Consider the following 20,982-nt stretch of genomic DNA (forward strand, 5'->3'; position numbering starts at 1 on the left):
GTGCCTCTCACCTCGATGGATAGTCCTTGCAAAAACGGCCCGCATCGCGAGCCGCATTACTATGGTGCATGAGAGTTTATACTATCTGACTCGCTTTTGCCGCCTAAAGCGCGCCGTCGCGCCGCGTCTCCCACGTAATTGCAAAGCTTTTTCTATTATTTTGTTAGCCCGTGGCGCACTTGGGTATAATGCCTACCGTTCGCCCTATTAGCTCAGGGGATTAGAGCGTCTGCCTCCGGAGCAGAAGGCCGTTGGTTCGAATCCAACATGGGGCACCATCGAACGTAAGACCGTCCGAACCTCGCATGGTCCGGGCGGTTTTCTTATACCGACGCGACGTGATGGGACGTGGTATGGCAGCAACGGATATCGAGCGCGGGCTCTCGACCGCCGAGGTCGAGGAGCGCATCGCCGCCGGTAAGATCAACCGCAACATGGAGCTCAAGACCAAGTCGGTCCGCGAGCTCATCATCGAGAACCTCTGCACGCTGTTCAACTTGATCAACGTGGTCTTGGCGATTTTGGTGTTGCTGACCGGTTCGTTTAAGAACCTGACGTTCCTGTTCGTGGTGTTCTTGAACACGGCAATTGGCGTCATTCAGTCCATGCGTTCCAAGCGGATGGTCGACAAGCTTACGCTGCTCACCTCTAAGAAGGCCATCGCGGTGCGCGACGGCGCCGAGGTGGAGCTCGACCTGGACCAGATCGTGCTCGACGATATCATTCGCCTGGGTCGCGGTGACCAGATTCCGGCCGACGCCGTGGTAGTGTCGGGTGAGGCGCTCGTTAACGAGAGCCTGCTGACGGGCGAGAGCGACCTCATCAAGAAACAGCCGGGCTCCGAGCTCATGAGCGGCAGCTTTATCGACTCGGGCCTGCTGCGCGCCCGCGTGATCCATGTCGGCGCCGATAACTACGTGGCAAAGATCAACAACGAGGCCAAGTACGTCAAGAAGGTCAATTCCGAGATCATGAACGCGCTGAACGCCATCGTGCGGTTCGCGAGCATTATCATGATTCCGCTTGGTCTGGCGCTCTTTGCCTCGAGTGTGAGCGAGCTGTGGGATGCTGCGGGGACCCCGGGTGATAGCGCGCTTTCCTGGTGCTTCTCCGAGCTGCTGGCTGGTCGTGTGCCTTCTTCGGCGCTGCTGTCCACGGTGGGTGCCCTGCTGGGCATGATTCCGCAGGGCCTGGTGCTGCTGACCTCGTCGGTGCTCGCGATCGCCACGGTGCGCCTGGCGCGTCGCAAGGTGCTGGCACAGCAGCTCTACTGCATCGAGACGCTCGCGCGCGTCGACGTGCTGTGCCTGGACAAGACGGGCACCATTACCTCGGGCCGTATGGAGGTCGAGGGCACCTACCCGCTGCCTGTTGAGGGTGTTGGCTTTGGCGCGGACTCGGACGAGGCAGCTGTCCCTGTCGAGACCACGGTGCTCGACTTTGCGCTTGCCAACGTGGCACGTGCGACCTCGGCGGATGCCAACGAGACCTGTCAGGCGCTGCTCAACTACTACGCCGATCGTCCGGTCGAGGTGTCCGAGCCGCTGTCGGTCATTCCGTTCTCGTCGTCCAAAAAGTGGAGCGGCGCGTCGTTTGCGCAGGGCTCCTATGTGATGGGTGCCGCGCAGTTTGTGCTCTCTGATCGCGCATTTGCGCAGGTCGAGAATCGTGTGGCCGATCTTGCCGACACTTGCCGCGTGCTTGTGGTAGCCCGCGTGGACGGCTTTACGCCCGACGGCGATATGGTGGGCGAGGCCGAGCCCGTGGGCTTTGTGACCATTCGCGATGAGATTCGCACCTCGGCGGCCGAGACTATCGGCTACTTTAACGAGCAGGGCGTGACCCTCAACGTGATCAGCGGCGACGACCCGCGTACGGTGTCGTCGATCGCGCGCGTGGTGGGCGTGCCGGGCGCCGATGCCTACGTCGACGCTACGACGCTCGATACGCCGTCCAAGATTGATGCGGCGGTGGACCGCTATCACGTCTTTGGGCGTGTGACGCCGCAACAGAAGCGCGAGCTCGTACAGGCGCTCAAGCGCCGCGGGCACACCGTGGCCATGACGGGCGACGGCGTCAACGACGTGCTGGCGCTCAAGGAGGCCGACTGCTCCGTGGCGATGGCCGCCGGCTCCGATGCCGCGCGCAATGTGGCCGAGATCGTGCTCGTCGATAACGACTTTGCCTCGATGCCCGCTGTGGTGGCCGAGGGCCGTCGTTCCATCAATAACCTGCAGCGCTCTGCCGCGCTCTTTCTGACCAAGACGCTTTTCTCGATGGGCCTGGCGGCGCTGTGCATCGCGCTGCCGCCGTATCCCTTCGAGCCCATTCAGATGACGCTCATCAACTTCTTCTGCATCGGCGCGCCGGGCTTTGTGCTGGGCCTGGAGCCTAACAACGCCCGCGTGAAGGGGTCGTTCTTGACCAACGTGCTTAAGCGTGCGCTGCCGGCGTCGATTGCGGTCATTTTGGCCGCGGCGCTCGATATCTTTGTGGCGCGCGTATTTGGCTTTAGCCAGCTTACGCTTTCGACCATGTGCCTGCTCACGTCGTGCGCGGCGAGTGTCAGCCTGATCTGGCGCATCTCGCAGCCGCTCACGCCCTTGCGCGTGGTGCTTTTCGTCTTTGTCGTCGCCGGCATCCTGACGGGCGTTATCGGGTTCCCGGGGCTGCTGTCGATTGCCAACCTGTCGATGGGCCAGATGGTCATTTTGGCGGTTATCGTCGTCTTTACCTGCGCGGTGTTCTTTAAGCTTGCCACGATGATGGACTCGCTTAAGCCCCGTCGCCGTCATGCGGCCACCGGCTTTGGCCGTGGCGTGCGCGTTCGCTTGGGTCGTGGCGGCGGCAAGGTGAGCTCGACGGGATCGACCGCCGAGCGTTTTGCCAAGCGCGTTGCCGCCGATATGGCGCAGCGCCGTGAGAGCCGCACTGCTCGCGAGGCCGAGGCACACGCACTCGAGGGCGTGGCCCAGACCCAGCCCAAGAAAAAGAAGAGCGCCGGCGCCAAGCGCTCCCGCGTGACCAAATCGGCCCAGGGCATCAAAGTCTCGATGCCCAAGAAGAAAAAGTAGTTCGCGGCCTTCAGGGATGTCCTGCGATGTTGAATTGGTGCCTTGCGCTTGCGGGGCCGTGTCGATGTTATGCTCTAACATCAATTGTTTGAATTGCTTCGGAAAGAGGATGCCGTGATCTGCCCGCATTGCCTAAAGACCATCGAGGACGGCGCCTCGTTCTGCCCCTATTGCAACGCATACGTTGGTCCGGGCGATGGCCCCGAGCATACCGAGTTCGTGTTCTGCGACGGCTGCGGCGCCCGTCTGTCCCCGCATGACCGTACCTGTCCCAAGTGCGGTCGCCCCGCGCCTGGCATCCTTTCCGAGGACGCGGCCGCATCCGACCTGGCCGCAGGGCGTACGGCCGGCTTTCCGCGCCTGACGCAGGAACAGATCGATACCGAGGTGCCCCATGCGCCGGCATCTGCCGCCGCGGTGCTCTCCGACGCAGCCGACCCCAACGAGACCTGCGTGCTGCCTGCCTTCGATAAGGACTTTGGCATCCCCAAGGTCGATATCCCCACGCCGGTGTCCCTGCGCGATGATGCCCAGCCCAAAAAGCAAAAGCCCAAGCGCAAGGTCCACCCCGACGAGGACGCCTATCACAAGCACAAGCGCCATATCCCCAAACCGCTCATCGTCATCGCGGTGCTCGCCGCCTTGTGCGGTGGTGCGTATTGGTTTGTGACTGCCGATCCCATGGGCGTCATGCCCGGCTTCTACGACCAGTTTGGCCAGGCCGCCAAGACCACCTTCCCGTCGCGCCAAAAGGGCGAGGCCACCGAGAAAGAGCCCAAGCAAGAGGATGCGTCCGAGGTCGTTCAGGAGGAGACCGTCTTAACCGACGACCAGCTCTACACCAGGCTCGACGGCCTGTATCAGACCATCGTGTCGTACAGCGACGATGATCAGATCGGCGAGGTCATCGATTCGTTTAATAACGGCTATCTGCGTACGCCGCTCTCCACCCGTCAGGAGCTGTCGCAGAGCGCCTATGCCCTGCGCGATCAGATTAAAAAGACCCAGGATGAGCTCAACAACCTCAAGGTTCAGGACGACACGGTCTATGCGGAGGACATCGATCATCTAAAGCAGCTTGCCCAGTGGATGTACGAGCGTGTCGACGTGATCTGCCAGAGCTGGGATATCTCGCTGTCCATTCCCGACGGCGAGTCGCTGAGCGCCCGTCAGAGCGAGATCCTGGCGCCCATCGCACAAGGCGGCAACAGCGCGCTTAACCAGTACGACGCCAACGTGAGCGCATGGAGGCCGCAGCAGCGTTCGTAATTAGTTGCCCTCCGGCTGCATAACCTGCGTGCGCAATTGATGTAAGCCCGTGCTTATTGCTACAATTCGTACAAATATGCTTTAAACGCACGAGGAAGGAACCACATGTTTGGTTTTAAGAAAGAGCTCTATACGCCCGAGTACCAGCTCGTCGGTGACGAGTGCGCGGTGATCGAGACGTCGAAGGGCACCATCAAGGTCAAGTTTGACGGTGAGGGCGCCCCCATCCATGTGGCGAACTTCTGCGAGCTTTCCACGATGGGCTTCTATGACGGCCTTAAGTTCCATCGCTATGTGCCCGGCTTTGTGATCCAGGGCGGCGACCCCAATACCCGCGATATGTCCGGCGCCGACGTCGCTGCCGGCCTTGAGGGCCCCGACGGCATGCCCGGCACCGGCGGCCCCGGCTACTGCATCAAGGGCGAGTTCGCCACCAATCCGCGTAACAGCCATGTTGACGGCGCGCTTGCCATGGCCCGCTCCATGGATCCCGATTCCGCGGGCTCGCAGTTCTACTTCTGCCTGGGTGCCCAGCACAACCTCGACTCCGGCTATACCGTCTTTGGCACCACGGTCGAGGGCCTCGACGTCATCTCGCAGCTGCGCGCCGGCGACGAGATCGTTCATGTCGAGATCGTTCACGAGTAAAGGGGACTTCCTTGAATAGCCAGCTGATCCAACAGGGCCGCGCCGCTTATCGCGCGGGTGATTTTTCCGCTGCCGCCCAGATGCTTGGCGCGGCAAAGACTCCCAACGAGATCATGGGTGAGGCCGACCACCTGCGCGGCAACGCCCTGATGCATCTGGGCATGTACGCCGAGGCCGCCGAGGCCTACGCCGCCGCCCTCAACGACGGCGCCTATGGCAAGCGCGGTGCCCTGCTCACCAACCGCGGCAAGGCACTCGCCGCGGTGGGCGACTACACCACGGCTGCCCAGGCGTTCTCTGCAGCCACCCAGGACGCTTCCTACGCCACACCGTTTAAGGCCTACCTGGGTCTGGGCAACGCGCTGTTCCAGTCGGGCGACTATGCCAACGCCGGCACCGCCTTCCGTCAGGCTGCCATCGACGGCGCCAACCCGGCTCCTGCCGCCGCCCTCGGCGATCTGGGCCGCTGCTTCATCAAGCTCGGCCGCCCCGCGGACGCCGTTGAGACCTACCGCACGGCTATCGACTTTGCCGGTCCGCGCGACGATACGCGCGCCCTTAACGCCGGCATGGGCCAAGCGCTTTCCGCCGCCGGCCGTCCCTCCGATGCGCTCGATGCCTTTAACGCCGCCACCGCCGACGGCATCTACCAGCTCACGCCCGAGCAGGCTGACGAGCTTGCCCGCGTGCACGACTCGCTCGCCGCGCTTTCGGCCCAGACGGCCATGTTCACGGCCCCGGCTCCCGCGATGGACGCTCCCGCTGTCGACCCGCTCGATCCCACGGGCGCGACCGGTCAGTTTATGCCCGACCCCTCTGACACTGGCTTCTTTACGCTGTCTGAGTCCGAGATGGTCCAGCAGGACCGCAAGCAGGCCAAGGTTCGTCGTCGCCACCGCCACACGGGTCTCAAGATCTTCCTGGTAATGCTTCTGCTCATCGTGATCGCTGCCGGCGGTCTTGGCTATGCTTATACGCGCGGCATGGGCTGCCCCTCGCAGGAGTCCGTCATCACCGACCTGTTCCAGGCTGCCGGTGACGGCGATACCGCCAAGGCCGAGTCCTGCCTGGCCTCGAGCTTGTCCGAGGACGCCAAGGCGATGATCATCTCCTCGATCCCGCAGGGCGCCACCGTCTCCATCGAGGGTATGGATCAGTCCATGACCGAGACCACCGCCAAGGTGAAGGCTTCGCTGTCCAAGGGCGGCGAGCAGGAGTACACCGTTAAATTCGTGCGCTCCGACAACCATATCGGTTGGGCCGTTTCCTCCTTCGACATCGATTTCTCGGCTGCTGACAACCAGTAGTGACCTTATGAGATTTGGCTTTGCCCGGCGCTTCACCGCAAGTGAGGTGCCGGGCTTGCGCTAGTATGATGGGCTAGTAGTTTTCCAGCAATCATCCAACACATCAGGAGTTGCGTTGTTTTCTTTGATGGATATGTTCTTCGGTAGCTATGCGGGCGATCTTGCCATCGACCTCGGCACCGCCAATACGCTCGTCTCCGTGCGCGGCAAGGGCATCGTCATCCGCGAGCCCTCCGTTGTCGCTATCGACAAGAACGACGAGCGCATCCTGGCAGTCGGCATCGAGGCAAAGCGCATGCTCGGCCGTACGCCCGGCAACATCGTGGCCGTTCGTCCCCTTAAGGACGGCGTCATCGCCGACTTCGATGTCACCGAGGCCATGCTTCGCTATTTTATCGACAAGGCGTCCGAGAAGCGCTATCCGTGGACCCCGCGTCCGCGCGTTGTCGTCTGCGTCCCCTCCGGTGTCACGTCGGTCGAGAAGCGCGCCGTCTTTGAGGCCACGATCCAGGCAGGCGCTCGCCAGGCCTATCTGATCGAGGAGCCTATGGCGGCTGCCATCGGCGCCGACCTGCCCGTCGAGGAGCCCACGGGCTCCATGGTCATCGATATCGGCGGCGGCACCACCGAGGTTGCCGTTATCGCTATGGGCGGTATTGTCGTGTCGCAGTCCATCCGCATTGCCGGCGACGAGTTCGACCAAGCGATCCTCACCCATGTTCGCGATGCCTACAACCTAGCTATCGGCGAGCGCACGGCCGAGGACATCAAGATCAAGGTCGGCTCCGCCGTGCCGCTCAAGGATGAGCTCGACGTCGAGGTCAACGGCCGCGATGTTATCACGGGCCTGCCCAAGACCGTGCGTATCGAGAGCGAGGAGATTCGTCGCGCGCTTAACAAGCCGCTCGACGAGATGGTCAAGGCCGTTAAGGACGCTCTGGACGCCACGCCGCCCGATCTTGCCTCGGACCTTATGTACTATGGCATTCTGCTGACCGGCGGCGGTGCGCTGCTTCGCGGCCTCGACGTGCGCCTGCGCGACGAGACCGGCGTTTCGGTCAACGTCAGCCCCACGGCGCTCGATAACGTCGTAAACGGCTGCGCCCGCGTGCTCGAGGCCAACGCCTTTGACGGTGGTTTCGTCCAGACCAATGCTTAATTTCCAAAAGGTGGATTCCATTTGGCACGATCTTCGGGTTTCTCTCCAAATCTGAATACCAAGCGACAATCAACGGGTATGCGCCCGTTGATTGTTTTCAGCCTGGTTTCAGTGTTGCTGCTCACCTTTTATATCCGTGAGGGCGAGGCCGGGCCGATTCATGCCGTGCGCTCGGGTGTGACGACGATTACCTCGCCGGTGCGCTTTGTGGGCTCGGTCGTGGCGGCTCCCTTCAACGCGATCGGCAACGTGTTCTCCAACCTCACGGCTTCGCAGGAGTCGCTCGACGACCTCAAGAAGCAAAACGAGGTGCTGACCTCTAAGGTCGCCGAGCTTTCCGAGGCTCAAAAGACTGCCGAGCGCCTGGAGGGCCTGGTTGGGCTCCAATCGACCTACAACCTTAAGTCGACCGCTGCTCGCATCGTGGGCGCCTCAGGCGATGCCTGGACCTCGACCGTTACCATCGACAAGGGCTCTGCCGACGGCCTTACCATCAACATGCCCGTGACGAGTTCTGCCGGTGTTATCGGCCAGATTATCGAAGTATCGGCCAAGACCTCTACCGTGCGCCTGATTGGCGACGAGAACTCGGGCGTGTCGGCTATGGTGCAGGACACGCGCGCCCAGGGTATGTTGCAGGGCCAGCCCGATGGCACCCTGCGCCTTGAGTACGTGAGCGTCGACTCCGACGTCAAAGTGGGCGACATCATCGTGACCTCTGGCATCGGCGGCGTGTTCCCCAAGGGCCTGCCGCTCGGCACCGTTTCCTCGGTGGAGAAGTCGGCCAACGATGTGTACTACACCATTGTGGTGCGCGCCCAGACCACGGCAGAGAATAACGAGGAGGTGCTCGTCATTACCTCGCTGACCGACGAACAGTCGGCCTCGGATGAGGATGTGAGCACCGCTAATAGCACGCCGCAGGGAACGTCGCGCGATGCTGCGACCAAGACGAAGGACGAGAGCTCGGATGACAGTTCCGACACGTCCGAGACGACCGATTCCGGCTCGAGCGAATAGGGGGCATGTCCATGGATCTACACGAGCAGGGGATGAGCTCCCGCATGTTTGTAATCGCCGCCATTGTGTGCGTGCTGTTGCAGGCGGGTCTGGCGCCGCAGATCTCCATTGCGGGCGGTCGCGTCAACTTTATGATTATCCTGGTGTGCCTGAGCGTGTTCTCGGGCGATCCCACGCGGGCTGTCGTCTGCGGCTTTTGCAGCGGCCTGTTCTATGATCTTTCCGCTGCTGTGCCGGTGGGCGTTATGTCGCTACTGCTGACAGTGGGCAGTTTTGCCCTGGTGCACAGCGCGGCCGGTCAGACGGGCGGCTCCCCGAGCGCGCGCGGTATTACCGTGGGCGCCTTCGCGCTTGCCATCAACGTGGTCTACAGCATCATCTTGCTGTTTATGGGTCTGGAGACGAGCTTTGTGGTGGCTGTTTTTGGCCATGCGCTGCCGTCTTCGATCCTGACGGGTCTGGTTGCCATTCCGTTTTTGATGTCCGGTGTCGTGCCGCAGTCCGGTTACGGATTCTCCGCACGCGGTGGTCATCAGACGGGTATGCGCTTCAAGCCCAAGACCCGCAAACTCAAATAGGGGAGGCTCATAGATGTCTTCCCAGATGACGGTTATCATCGCCGGTATCGTGCTTGTCGTGGCCATTGTGGTCGCGCTGGTCATCATGCGCCGCGGCGATTCCCGTTTTACCTACGACACGCAGCATGGAACGGCCCCGCGCGCCACTGAGGGCGAGGGCAATACCGCCGCGACCGCCTTCAAGGGTCGCTTCTCCATCCTCACCGCCGGCGTGGGCGCAATGTTTGCCGCACTCGCCGTCAAGCTGTGGGGCATGCAGATGGTCTCGTCGGACTACTACGACAAGCAGGCCAAGAGCAACCAGACCCGTACCGTCACCACGCCGGCTGTGCGCGGGCGAATCCTTGATCGCAATGGCGTGGCACTTGTGCAAAACCGTCCCTCACTTGCCGTTGTCGCCTATCGCGACCTGGCCGATGACACCGTGCTGGTGCATCACCTCGCGAATGTGCTCGGCATGCCCTACGTCGCGGTTTTGCGCAACATTCAGGACAATTCCGAGGGCGCCCAGAGCCTGCATACCATCGCAACGGACGTGCGCCGCTCCACGGTTGCCTATATCAAGGAGCATGCCGGCGAGTTCCCGGGTGTGAAGATTGCCGAGCGCACCGAGCGCCAGTACCCGTACGGCGAGACGGCCTGTCACATTTTGGGCTATACCGGCACCATTACCTCCGAGCAGCTCGAGGCACAGAACAAGAAGGCTTCGGGCGATAACGATAGCGCCGCCGGTCAGATTACGTACCAGTCGGGCGATATCGTGGGCCAGGCGGGCGTCGAGAGCTACTACGAAAACTTGCTGCAGGGTATTCGCGGCGAGCAGACGGTGAAGGTCGATGCCTCGGGCAATGTGACCGGTCAGGCCGGCGCCGTGCCCGCGAAGGCCGGTTCCGACATTAAGCTCACGCTCGACCTCAAGATTCAGCAAGCCTGCGAGACGGCGCTTGCAAGTGCCATTGAGCTCGCTAAGACCACAGGCCACAGCGACGCCGGCAACGGTGCCGTGGTGTGCCTCGACCCCAATAACGGCGAGATTCTGGGCATGGCCAGCGAGCCCAAGTTCGATCCTTCGGTGTTTATCGGCGGCGTCTCCAACGACGTGTGGACCGAGCTCAACGACGACGAGGGTTCGCACCCGCTGCTCAACCGCGCCATTAGCGGCCAGTACATGTCCGCTTCGACCATTAAGCCGCTCTCGGCCTTGGCGGGCCTTGAGTTTGGCACGTACACTTCGAGTCAAACGACCAACTGCACGGGATATTGGACCGGCTTGGGCAAATCTTGGGGAAAATACTGCTGGCTGCACTCCGGTCACGGCACGATGACGCTGCAGTCCGGTATCGCCAATTCCTGCGACCCCGTGTTCTACGATATGGGCAAGGCGTTTTTCTACAACGACCAGCACCCCGAGGGCCTGCAGGAGGTCTTTCGTCGCTGGGGCCTGGGCAAGACCTGCGGCATCGACCTGCCGAGTGAGGGCATGGGCCGTATTCCCGACGCCGAGTGGAAAGAGTCTTACTTTACCGACGCATCTGCCGAGGACCGCAAGTGGAATGCCGGCGATATGACCAACATTGCCATCGGCCAGGGCGACATCCTGGTGACACCGCTGCAGATGGCCTGTGCCTATATGGGCATTGCCAACGGCGGCAAGCAGTATGTGCCGCATGTGTTTTTGTCGGCGGTGTCGCGCGATGGCGACGGTGACGCCTACAAGTACAACGGCAAGGGCAAGAAGAAGCGCCTGGAGGCCAAGATCAACAGCGATTCGGATTTGGCTCTTGTTCGCAACGGCATGCACGATGTGATTTACTCCGCATCGACTTCGACCGCCGCGCACTTTAACTCCCTGACCCCTACGGTCTACGGCAAGTCCGGCACGGGCGAGAAGAGCGGCGAGGACGATTACGCGTGGTTTTGCGCCTACGCGCCGGCCGATGACCCCAAGTACGTGATTGCCACCATCTTGGAGCAGGGCGGTGGCGGCTCCGATACCGCGTTGCACGTCGTGCGCGATGTTCTCGGTGCGATTTATGACGAGCCCGACACGTCGACGGCCACGGGCGATTCCTCGGTTCGATAGGAGGTTGCGATGGACTTTTCGCCGGCGGACCTGTTCCGCTCAACCAAAACCGGCTCTCGTAGCAGCCTGGACCGCGTTAACAAGCAGCTCTCGGCCTCGCGCGGCACGTTCCGCCAGAAGGTACACATCGGCGTGCTGCTGGCTACCGTCGCGCTCGTTGCCTATGGCGCCATCATCATTTGGTCGGCGTCGCAGTTTAAGGCCGATGCCTCGTTCTCGCGCCACCTGCTGGGTATCGGTATTGGCGCGGTTCTGGCGGTACTCGTCTGGCGCACCGACCTGCGCGGCATTTCCAACTTTTCGACGGCCCTGCTCGTCATCGATCTCATCGTGATCTTCTCGCCTAAGATTCCGGGCCTGTCCTATACGGGCGGTCTGGGCATGACGGGCTGGATCAAGATCCCCGGTATCGGTTTGACATTCCAGCCCGTTGAGCTCGCCAAGCTCATCACCATCTTCTTTATGGCCACGCTTGGCTCGCAGTACAACGGGCGTATCGATACCGTTCGCGACTACATTAAGCTCTGCGGCATGCTGTCCATTCCGTTTTTGGCCGTCGTCGCCATGGGCGACCTGGGCTCGGGTCTGGTCGTGCTGGTGTCGGGCGCAATCGTCATCTGCATGAGCGGTGCACGCCGCGAATGGGTGCTGTCGACCTTGGCCCTGCTGGTTGGTTTGATTGCGCTCATCTTGGCGCTCGACTCGGTCTTTGATTCGCTCCTTGGACACGACGTGCTTATCAAGCAGTATCAGATGAATCGTCTGACAGTCTTCATCAACCCCGACAAAGCCGATTCGGATGATGCCTACAACCTGCAGCAGTCGCTCATTGCCGTCGGCTCGGGTGGCTTCTTTGGTAAGGGCCTGGGCCACGCGACTCAGTCGGCCGGTGGCTTTCTACCCGAGTTCCACACCGACTTCGTCTTCGCCTTCCTGTCCGAGACGTTCGGCTTCTGCGGCTCCTTTTTGCTCCTGTGCCTCTACGTGCTGCTGATCTTCTCGACGATTCGCGTCGCCTTTAAGTGCGAGTCACTGTTCTTGCGCCTGTCGTGCGTGGGTATCGTCGGCATGTGGGCGTTCCAGACCTTCGAGAACATCGGCATGTGCATTGGCATGATGCCGATTACCGGTATTCCGCTGCCGTTTATTAGTTTTGGTTCGTCGTCGATGATGATTCAGTTGCTGACGGTGGGTATCGTACAATCCATATGGCGGCATCGTTCGGGCGCCGCGTAACCGCTGGAGGGGTTTGCCATGAAGATTCCCGTAGATAAGTTGACCAGCGCTTTTAAGATGGGCGCGTCTGTTAAGAAGGATTCCGATACACCGGTGCGTGTCTCGGTTTACCTTGATTCGACTGCGTCTCGCTTTTTGGTCGAGACGGTGCGCGATGCCTTTGTGCCGCAGACGACTTCGGGCATTGTGCGTGTTGATCGCCTGGGGGAGGACCGTATCGTTCCCAAGGCCGATACCGACGTGGTGCTGGTCCTCTCGTGCGGATCCGACCGCCTGGAGAGTGCTGTGCAGGAGCTCGTGATTGCCGGCGCGCCCGTGTGCTTGCTTGCCGAGTCCGCCGTCGAGGTGCCGTTCGTTGAGGAATCTACGCCCATGCTCGGCGTGGTGGCGGCGACCGATAAGACCTATCTGCTCGAGACGCTTGCCCGCTGGATCCTCGATCGTACGGACAAGGAGACGGCTTTTGCCGCCAACTTTGCCTTTATGCGCATCGCGGCGGCAAATCGCATCATTACCTCGTGCGCGCTCACCAACATGGCGACGGGCGCCCTGGTGTTTTTGCCGGGTGCCGACTATCCCGTGATGGCTCTGGCGCAGGTGGGTATGCTCTTTGAGCTCGCGGCCATCTTTGGCCGCGGCATTAAGCCCGAGCGCGGCTACGAGGTGGCGGGCGTGCTCGCCGGCGGTCTGGTGATTCGCGCCGTCACCCGCGCATTGGTGAAGCAGACGCCGCACATCGGCTTTGTCGTTAAGGCGCTTACCGCCGCCGCGGGTACCTATGGCATGGGCCGCGCGCTCGTGTCGCTCTACGAGCGCGATGTGGACTACAGCCGCGCCAACGAGGTCGCTGCTGCCACGTTCTCGCGCGTTCGCGACTTGGTGACCACGGTCGCCGGTGCCACCCGTCCCATGAGTCCTTTCGAGGATGCATCCGATCTCGCTGCTTAGGGGTTTCTTTTGCGCGTTCCATACCAAGACTGTTTTCATCTGATCGAGCCGCTGCTCGCCAAGGTCGAAAAGCCGAGTCGCTATATCGACCACGAGTGGGGGACGCTCTCAAAGGCCGATGCCGACTATCGCTGCTGCATGATCTATCCGGACGTGTATGAGGTCGGTCTGCCCAACCAAGGCATCGCCATTCTCTACAACATTCTTAATCAGGCCGAGGGCATTTCCTGCGAGCGCGGCTACGTGCCGTGGCCCGATATGGGCGATGCCATGCGCGAGGCGGGGATTCCGCTTCTGTCGCTCGAGGGTGCAGCGCCCGTGGCCTCGTTCGACATCGTCGGCATGCACGTGCCGCACGAGATGGCCGTGACGAACTTCCTCGAAGCGCTCGATCTCGCCGGCATTCCGCTGCTGGCTGCCGACCGTACCGAGGACGATCCCATCATCGTCGCCGGTGGTCCCTCGGTGTATAACCCCGAGCCGTACGCGGCATTTTTCGATGCCATTCTCATTGGCGAGGGCGAGGAGTCGCTGCTCGAGATCTGCCAGCTGCATCGCCGCTTGCGCGACGAGGGTGTCTCGCGCGCCCAGATTGTCGAGCAGCTCGCGACGGTCGCCGGTACCTATGTGCCGTCCCTGTATGAGGTGCGCTATGACGAGCCATGCTCGCCGCATGGCTACACCGTGCCGCGCGAGGGCAAGGACGTCCCGCCGGTAGTCTACAAGCGCGTCGTCGAGGACTTTGGCGCAACCAATCCGCTTTCTCAGTCGTGCGTGCCGTATGCGCAGCTCGTCCACGATCGCCTGTCTATCGAGATCCTGCGTGGCTGCGCCCGCGGCTGCCGTTTTTGCCAGGCCGGCATGACATATCGTCCGGTACGCGAGCGCTCGGCCGACCAAATCGTGTCATCGGTGATCCAGGGCTTGGAAAAGACTGGCTATGACGAGGTGTCGCTTACCTCGCTTTCGACGACCGACCACTCCTGCATCCGCGATGTGCTCGGTAGGCTCAACCGTCGCCTGGAGGACACGGGCATTCGCGTGTCCATTCCGTCGCAGCGCTTGGACTCGTTTGGCGTTGATATGGCCGAGTCGGTCGCCGGCGAAAAGAAGGGCGGCCTGACGTTCGCGCCCGAGGCGGGCAGTCAGCGTATGCGCGACATCATCAACAAGAACGTGACCGAGGAGGACTTGGATCGCGCGGCCAAGGCAGCCTTCGAGGCCGGCTGGAACCGTATGAAGCTTTATTTCATGATGGGCCTTCCCGGCGAGCGCGATGAGGACATCGTGGCTATCGCCAACCTGGCCGATCATGTGCTGGAGCTCGGCCGCTCCGTGGTGCCCAAGGCGCGCCGCAGGTCTATCTCGGTGTCTATCTCTGTTTCGGTCTTTATCCCCAAGGCAGCAACGCCCTTCCAGTGGTGCCCGCAGCTCGATTACGACGACGTCAAGCGCCGCCAGAAGCTGCTCATCACGAGCGTGCGCAACCGCGCCGTTCGCGTGCATTACCACGATGCCGAGACCTCGCTTGTCGAGGCTGCGCTCTCCCGTGCCGGTCGCGATATGACGCCGGTTATCATCGATGCCTGGCGTGCGGGCTCGCGCTTCGACGCCTGGGTGGAGCACTTCTCGCTCGACAACTGGAAGGAGGCCGCTGCCAAAAACGGCATCGACCTCAACGAGCTGGTGCACCTGCCCTACGAGCTGGACTGGCGCCTGCCCTGGGAGCATGTGAGCCCCGGCTGCGCGCGCGGCTTCCTCGAGCGCGAGTACCGCCGTTCGCTCGAGGGCGTCACGACCCCCGACTGCACCCGCACGTCGTGCACCGGCTGCGGAATCTGCCCCACACTCCACGCCAAGAACGTATTGATGGGTGATCGCGCATGAGTGAGCGCTTGACCGACAATCCCACGCTCTTTAGGCTGCGCGTTCGCTACGGCAAGCGTGATCGCCTTAAGTACCTGGGCCATCTGGAACTAATCCATACCATTGAGCGCATCGTGCGCCGTGCGGGCTTGCCCTATGCCGTGACGCAGGGTTTTTCGCCGCATATGCGCGTGGGCTTTTCGTCGGCGCTGCCCGTGGGCACGTCGTCGACCTGCGAGTGGTATGACCTGTTTATGACGGAGTTCGTCGCTCTCGACGAGGCCTTTGAGCGCCTGGCCGCTGCATCGCCTGCCGATCTGGCGCCTATCGAGGCTGCCTACATCGACGTGCGCACGCCGGCGCTGACGGCTCAACTTACGCGCCTGTCGTACCGCATCGACTTGCACCTGGACCCCGAGGCCCCCGTGAGCGCCGACGAGGTGCGCGCTGCGATCGACACGCTGCGCGCGGGTCATGGCATTGACTATGCGCGCGGCAAAAAGAGCAAGCGTCTTGATCTGGACCATACGCTCGTTGGCTATGAGCTCGCGGCGGGGGAGCGTGAGGACCATCTGGTGCTCATGCTCGACACCCATGCCGACAACGAGGGCTCCATGCGTCCGGAGATTTTGCTTTCTGCTGCTGATGTTTTGTTGCAGGGCTTGACCCCGGGCGTCGATGCACCTATTGTTTCCACCGGTATGCAAGACCTCGTGACCATCTGCTCCTACGATGTCGAGCGTCAGAATCAAGCATGCGAGGACGACGAGGGCCGACTCGTCAGCCCCATACCTGTGCGAACTTGTGGATTTGCTCCACATACTCGTTGACGGGGGTATTATCGCCTGCTACTATATTCGGCTGTTGCACTAACTGATGCATGAAGGGCAAGTAAACATGTACGCAATCGTTAACACGGGCGGCAAGCAGTACAAGGTCGCCACCGACGATGTCATCACCGTCGAGAAGATCGAGGGCAATGAGGGCGACAAGGTCACCCTGCCGGTTATCTTCCTCAACGATGGTAAGAAGATCGTCACCGATCCCGACAAGCTGGCCAAGGCCAAGGTTACCGCTCAGATCGTTGAGCAGTTCAAGGGCGAGAAGCAGCTGGTCTTCAAGTTCCACAAGCGTAAGCGCTATCGTCGTCTGAAGGGTCACCGTCAGCAGCTCACCAAGCTGAAGATCGTGAAGGTCCAGGCTACGTCCCGCGCCAAGAAGGCTGTCAAGGCAGAGGCCGAGGCTGTTGCCGAGGCTCCCGTCGCCGAGTAGATTACACTCGTAACGAAAGAGTAGGTATACACAATGGCACACAAAAAAGGACTCGGTTCCTCCCGTAATGGCCGTGACTCCCGCGGTCAGCGCCTTGGCACGAAGCGCTTCGCCGGCCAGACGGTAACCACGGGCACGATTCTCGTCCGTCAGCACGGCACGCACATCCACCCGGGTGAGAACGTTGGCCGTGGCAAGGACGACACGCTGTTCGCGCTGGTCGATGGTACCGTTGAGTTCCACAAGGGTATCAAGCACAGGGTCAGCGTACGCCCGCTCGCGAACGCGTAATTCACCCTTCATAGAGCACATATGTGGGAGGCACTTGAGTTTTAGGATTCAAGGGTCTCCCTCTTTTTGTAGGAGGCGATTCTGTTGTCACAGTTCACCGATATCAGCCGCATTAACGTGTGCGGCGGCGACGGCGGTGCCGGATGCATGTCGTTTAGGCGCGAGGCCTTTGTCCCCAAGGGCGGCCCCGATGGCGGCGACGGCGGTCGTGGCGGCAATGTCGTCATCCAGGCCGATGTTCAGCTGTCTTCGCTGATCGATTACCGCTTTAAGCATCACTTTCGTGCCGAGCGCGGAACGCACGGTCAGGGCGCCCGCCGCAACGGCAAGAGTGGCGAGGACCTGATTCTTAAGGTTCCCATGGGCACCGTGGTGCGCGAGCTCGATCCCGAGACGCAGACCCCGATGTTCGAGATTGCCGACTTGGTGCATGATGGCGAGCGCGTTGTCGTGGCCCCTGGTGGCGCCGGTGGTCTGGGCAATACGCACTTTGTGACATCGGTGCGCCGTGCGCCCGCGTTCGCCCAGTTGGGCGAGCCGGCTGAGGAGCACTGGATCGAGCTAGAGATGAAGCTCATGGCCGATGCCGCGCTCGTGGGCTTCCCCTCGGTGGGCAAATCCTCGCTTATCGCGCGCATGAGTGCCGCCCGACCCAAGATCGCCGACTATCCGTTTACCACGCTCGTGCCCAACCTGGGTATGGTGCGTGCCGGCGAGTACTCCTATGTCGTTGCCGATGTCCCCGGCCTTATCGAGGGTGCGAGCGAGGGCAAGGGCCTGGGCCATCAGTTCCTGCGCCACATCGAGCGTACGGCACTCATCATGCATGTCGTCGATATGACGGGCGGTTTTGAGGATCGCGATCCGGTCGAGGACTATCGCATCATCAACCGCGAGCTCGAGCAATATGGCGCCGAGCTTTCGGAGCGCCCTCAGATCGTCGTCGCTAACAAGTGCGATGCGCCGGGCACGGCTGACAAGATCGCCGACCTCAAACGCGCTGCGCTCAACGACGGACATATGTTCTTTGCCGTGTCTGCTGTGACGGGCGCCGGCCTCAACACGCTGATGCTTGCCGTGGGCGAGCAGGTGGCCAAGCTGCGCGCCGAGTTGGCTGTCTCCGATGAGCCGGTCGATCTGCGCGACGATGAGTGGGAGCGCCGCCGCCTGCAGCGCGAGAAGCGGTTCCGTATTGTTCAGGAAGAGCCCCATGCCTTCCGCGTGGTCGGTCGCGCCATCGAGCGTATGGTCATCCAGACCGACTGGGAAAACGAGGAAGCCGTCATCTACCTGCAGCATAAGTTTGCGCGCATGGGTGTTGACGACGCGCTCGAGAAGGCCGGCTGCCGTGCGGGCGACGAGGTCCGCATTTGCCAGCGCGCCTTTGACTTTGAGGGCGCCGAGGACTTCTCGGAGTACGAGGAGGAGCTTGAGGACGAAGGTGTTGAGGTTATTGACGTAGCGGCCGAGGGTTCGGACGTGGCTGATGTCACCGAGGGTTCCGAAGGCACTACCGAAGTCGACGTTGTTGAGACCCCGGAGGGCGAGTAAGCCATGTCGCTGCGCGGTGGAATTGGTCTGCCTGAGCTGCCTATCAAGGATGGGCAGGAGTTTCGGCTTGGCATTATGGGTGGCACCTTCGACCCGATTCATTACGGGCACTTGGTTACCGCTGAGCAGGCGCGCGAGTCGCTCGACTTGGACGCCGTGCTCTTTATGCCGGCCGGCTCTCCCGCCTTTAAGCTCGACAAACCGGTGACGCCTGCCGAGGACCGTTATGCCATGACGGTTCTCGCCACCGCTGCGAATCCGGCTTTTTTGGCGAGCCGTTTCGAGATCGACCGTCCTGGCGTGACCTATACGGCCGATACGCTTCATGCCCTTCGCGACTTTTACCCGCCTCAGGTAAAGCTCTACTTTATTACGGGCGCCGACGCGATTATCGATATTGTTACCTGGCATGATGCCGACCGAATCGCCGAGCTTGCCACGTTCATTGCGGCGACGCGACCGGGCTTTGATATCGATACTGCTCGCGCGCGAATCAAAGAGTCGGGCCTGCCGTTTGACGTGCGCTATATCCAGATTCCGGCGCTGGCGATTAGCTCGACCAACATTCGTAAGCGAGTTGCCCGTGGCATGAGCGTGCGCTATCTTACGAGCGAGTCCGTGCTCGGCTATATTCGCAAGCGCGGGCTGTATACCGATCTGGGTCAAGAAGATTTTGAGTGATGGGGGTCTACGTTGTCGGTAGAGGATCAGTTTGAGGGCGATGAGCGCGCGCTGCTCAAGCGCATTCAAGAGCTGCTCGATGTGCGTATGAAGGATAAGCGCAAGCGCTACGTGCATTCGCTTGGGGTTGCCGAGACCGCGCTGCACCTAGCCGAGGTATACGGTGTCGACCGCTTTAATGCCGCTGCCGCCGGCCTGATCCATGACTGGGATAAGGTGCTCTCCGACGACGAGCTGGTCACGCGCGCTCTGCATTACGGCATTAAGATTGCCGGCTCTCCGTCTGCCGCGACGCCGCTTTTGCATGGCCCGGTTGCCGCCTATGAGCTTCCGCAGCTTTTTCCCGAGCTGTCGCCGGCGGTCTTTCAGGCTGTCGACCGTCACACCGTGGGCGCCTGCGACATGACGCCGCTCGATATGGTGGTCTTTGTTGCCGATGCCATCGAACCCAACCGCCATGGTGATTATGCCCACGCGCTGCGCAAGATGGTGGGGGAGTCGACGCTTGACGAGTTGTTCTTCTCCTGTTTTGCGCAGGGTCTGGTCTACGTGATCCAGTCCGGGCGCTATCTTTATCCCACGGCTATTACGATTTACAACCATTACGCCCAGCTACGCTAGCTCGGGTGCGTCTAGAAAGAGGTATTCCATGGCCGACGAGACCATGACCGACGAGCAGATTCTTGAAGGTGTGGAGCACAAGAGCTTCGTTGCCACGTCCGACCGTACCGCCGCCTCGCTGTCCACGAGCGGTGTCGCCGCCGAGGATGTCGCCCGCGCCGCCGCGCAGGCTGCCTACGACAAGAAGGGCGAGGACGTTCAGGTGCTCGACCTGACTGAGCTCTCCGACGTGTGCGACTACTTTGTGCTCGCCACCGGTACCAACAACCGTCAGGTCGATTCTATCGTCGACGAGATCGAGGTGAAGGTCGCCGAGGCTTGCGGTGAGCACCCGTTCTCCATCGAGGGCCGCGAGCAGAAGACCTGGATGCTCATGGACTACGGCTCGGTCGTCGTCCACGTCTTCACCCCCGAGGCGCGTGACTTCTACCGTCTCGAGAAACTCTGGGGCGACGCCCCCCAGCTCCCCCTCAACCTCCTCTAAATGATTTTTCTGGGACGGGGATAAATAAATCATTCCTACCGTTCACCGAACCGCTCATCTTTGTTGGGCGGTTCGGTTTTTTCTTTTCCCTTCTTTTGTATGCTGTAGCTATCGCAAACTCGGAAGGGAGGGCTTCGATGACTCGCGTTGCCCGTGTGTTATCCGAACTCGGTCATTATCATGTTATGGTCAAAGGTTGTGCTGACCAGCTGATCTTTGAGGACGATGACGACCGCTACTATTTCCTCAATCTGATGAGTCAGCGATTTACATCCGACCATATTCGGTTGCTTGCTTGGTGTTTGATGGACAATCATGTGCATCTGCTATTTGATGACCCCGAAAATCAAATGAGTGCTGCGATGCACGCCATAGATACAGCGTATGCGATGCGATTTAATTTGAAGACAGGCAGGCGTGGGCCAGTTTTTCAAGAACGCTTTAAGAGTGTTGTTATTTCCGATGATGGGCAGTTGCTCCGTTGCGTTCGTTACATTCACGACAACCCAGCGAAGGCAGGCATATCTTCTGCACCCATGTATCGGTGGAGTAGCTTCCACGAGTATTTCGGTACGCCTGAAATCTGCGATTGCAGTGATATTGTCGAACTTTTTGGTGGTTCTGAGGCGTTTTACCTTACAAGTACAGACGGTAAGCCCAATCCGTATTATTTGCCTGAAGGCAAACACGTTTCCGATATGGATGCTTTGGAAGTCGCACAGGCTCTATTGGCTCCATTTGAGCCCTACCAGCTCAAGACGTTGCCGAAGCAAGAACGGAATCGTCTGTTAGCAATGCTGAAACATCGAGGCTTTACGATTGCCCAGATTTCGCGCATTACGGGAATCGGGACAAATATTATTCAGAGGGCGAAATGAGGCCTGAAATGATTAT

The 20,982-nt window shown here is 60.9% G+C and carries 19 protein-coding genes and 1 tRNA gene; all 20 read left to right on the forward strand.

The window, feature by feature from the left end; translation table 11 throughout:
• Positions 1–201 precede the first annotated feature (201 nt).
• The 20 genes from AB5Z20_RS01030 to AB5Z20_RS01125 all read left to right on the forward strand — a co-directional run bounded on the left by AB5Z20_RS01030 (position 202) and on the right by AB5Z20_RS01125 (position 20,966).
• Positions 202–278, forward strand: a tRNA-Arg gene (locus AB5Z20_RS01030).
• A gap of 75 nt (positions 279–353) precedes the next feature.
• On the forward strand, positions 354–3,074 hold the full coding sequence (locus tag AB5Z20_RS01035) for an HAD-IC family P-type ATPase (protein ID WP_368155931.1): 2,721 nt from the start codon (positions 354–356) through the stop codon (positions 3,072–3,074).
• A 114-nt stretch (positions 3,075–3,188) separates the two neighbouring features.
• Positions 3,189–4,343, forward strand: a complete 1,155-nt coding sequence (locus AB5Z20_RS01040) for a zinc ribbon domain-containing protein (protein ID WP_368155933.1) — start codon at positions 3,189–3,191, stop codon at positions 4,341–4,343.
• A gap of 105 nt (positions 4,344–4,448) precedes the next feature.
• Positions 4,449–4,991, forward strand: a complete 543-nt coding sequence (locus AB5Z20_RS01045; RefSeq protein WP_055249980.1) for a peptidylprolyl isomerase — start codon at positions 4,449–4,451, stop codon at positions 4,989–4,991.
• A gap of 11 nt (positions 4,992–5,002) precedes the next feature.
• Positions 5,003–6,298, forward strand: a complete 1,296-nt coding sequence (locus AB5Z20_RS01050) for a tetratricopeptide repeat protein (RefSeq protein WP_368155935.1) — start codon at positions 5,003–5,005, stop codon at positions 6,296–6,298.
• A gap of 127 nt (positions 6,299–6,425) precedes the next feature.
• Entirely contained in the window at positions 6,426–7,457 is a 1,032-nt protein-coding gene (locus AB5Z20_RS01055) for a rod shape-determining protein (protein WP_368156060.1), read from the forward strand.
• Positions 7,458–7,535: 78 nt separating this feature from the next.
• Positions 7,536–8,477 (forward strand): rod shape-determining protein MreC, encoded by a 942-nt coding sequence (gene mreC / locus AB5Z20_RS01060; RefSeq protein WP_368155937.1) that lies wholly within the window; start codon positions 7,536–7,538, stop codon positions 8,475–8,477.
• An 11-nt stretch (positions 8,478–8,488) separates the two neighbouring features.
• Positions 8,489–9,055 (forward strand): hypothetical protein, encoded by a 567-nt coding sequence (locus AB5Z20_RS01065; protein ID WP_368155939.1) that lies wholly within the window; start codon positions 8,489–8,491, stop codon positions 9,053–9,055.
• A gap of 13 nt (positions 9,056–9,068) precedes the next feature.
• On the forward strand, positions 9,069–11,138 hold the full coding sequence (gene mrdA / locus AB5Z20_RS01070; protein WP_368155941.1) for a penicillin-binding protein 2: 2,070 nt from the start codon (positions 9,069–9,071) through the stop codon (positions 11,136–11,138).
• A gap of 9 nt (positions 11,139–11,147) precedes the next feature.
• On the forward strand, positions 11,148–12,374 hold the full coding sequence (locus tag AB5Z20_RS01075; protein WP_368155943.1) for an FtsW/RodA/SpoVE family cell cycle protein: 1,227 nt from the start codon (positions 11,148–11,150) through the stop codon (positions 12,372–12,374).
• A gap of 18 nt (positions 12,375–12,392) precedes the next feature.
• Entirely contained in the window at positions 12,393–13,322 is a 930-nt protein-coding gene (locus AB5Z20_RS01080) for a YcjF family protein (protein ID WP_368155944.1), read from the forward strand.
• 9 nt (positions 13,323–13,331) lie between these two features.
• Complete coding sequence (locus tag AB5Z20_RS01085) at positions 13,332–15,209, forward strand: TIGR03960 family B12-binding radical SAM protein (RefSeq protein ID WP_368155945.1); 1,878 nt, start codon at positions 13,332–13,334, stop codon at positions 15,207–15,209.
• Positions 15,206–16,018, forward strand: coding sequence for a TIGR03936 family radical SAM-associated protein (locus AB5Z20_RS01090; protein WP_349090424.1), 813 nt, complete (start codon positions 15,206–15,208; stop codon positions 16,016–16,018). Before AB5Z20_RS01085 ends, AB5Z20_RS01090 begins: the two co-directional genes overlap by 4 nt.
• Positions 16,019–16,085: 67 nt before the next feature.
• On the forward strand, positions 16,086–16,460 hold the full coding sequence (gene rplU / locus AB5Z20_RS01095) for a 50S ribosomal protein L21 (protein ID WP_035138585.1): 375 nt from the start codon (positions 16,086–16,088) through the stop codon (positions 16,458–16,460).
• A gap of 33 nt (positions 16,461–16,493) precedes the next feature.
• Positions 16,494–16,751 (forward strand): 50S ribosomal protein L27, encoded by a 258-nt coding sequence (rpmA, locus tag AB5Z20_RS01100; RefSeq protein WP_089573443.1) that lies wholly within the window; start codon positions 16,494–16,496, stop codon positions 16,749–16,751.
• Between the two features lie 84 nt (positions 16,752–16,835).
• Positions 16,836–18,302 carry a GTPase ObgE gene (obgE, locus tag AB5Z20_RS01105; protein ID WP_368155947.1) on the forward strand — a complete coding sequence of 489 codons (1,467 nt, stop codon included), beginning with the start codon at positions 16,836–16,838 and terminating at the stop codon, positions 18,300–18,302.
• Between the two features lie 3 nt (positions 18,303–18,305).
• The gene (nadD, locus tag AB5Z20_RS01110; protein ID WP_117583242.1) at positions 18,306–18,983 is read left to right on the forward strand and encodes a nicotinate-nucleotide adenylyltransferase; all 678 of its coding nucleotides are present in this window, start codon (positions 18,306–18,308) and stop codon (positions 18,981–18,983) included.
• An 87-nt stretch (positions 18,984–19,070) separates the two neighbouring features.
• A complete protein-coding gene (yqeK, locus tag AB5Z20_RS01115) occupies positions 19,071–19,604 on the forward strand; it encodes a bis(5'-nucleosyl)-tetraphosphatase (symmetrical) YqeK (RefSeq protein WP_349090464.1) in 534 nt (177 codons plus the stop codon).
• A 28-nt stretch (positions 19,605–19,632) separates the two neighbouring features.
• The gene (gene rsfS, locus AB5Z20_RS01120; RefSeq protein WP_368155948.1) at positions 19,633–20,088 is read left to right on the forward strand and encodes a ribosome silencing factor; all 456 of its coding nucleotides are present in this window, start codon (positions 19,633–19,635) and stop codon (positions 20,086–20,088) included.
• A gap of 137 nt (positions 20,089–20,225) precedes the next feature.
• On the forward strand, positions 20,226–20,966 hold the full coding sequence (locus tag AB5Z20_RS01125; protein ID WP_368155950.1) for a transposase: 741 nt from the start codon (positions 20,226–20,228) through the stop codon (positions 20,964–20,966).
• Positions 20,967–20,982 lie beyond the last annotated feature (16 nt).

This window comes from Collinsella aerofaciens, from assembly GCF_040910245.1.
In the GTDB taxonomy this organism is placed as follows: Bacteria; Actinomycetota; Coriobacteriia; order Coriobacteriales; family Coriobacteriaceae; genus Collinsella.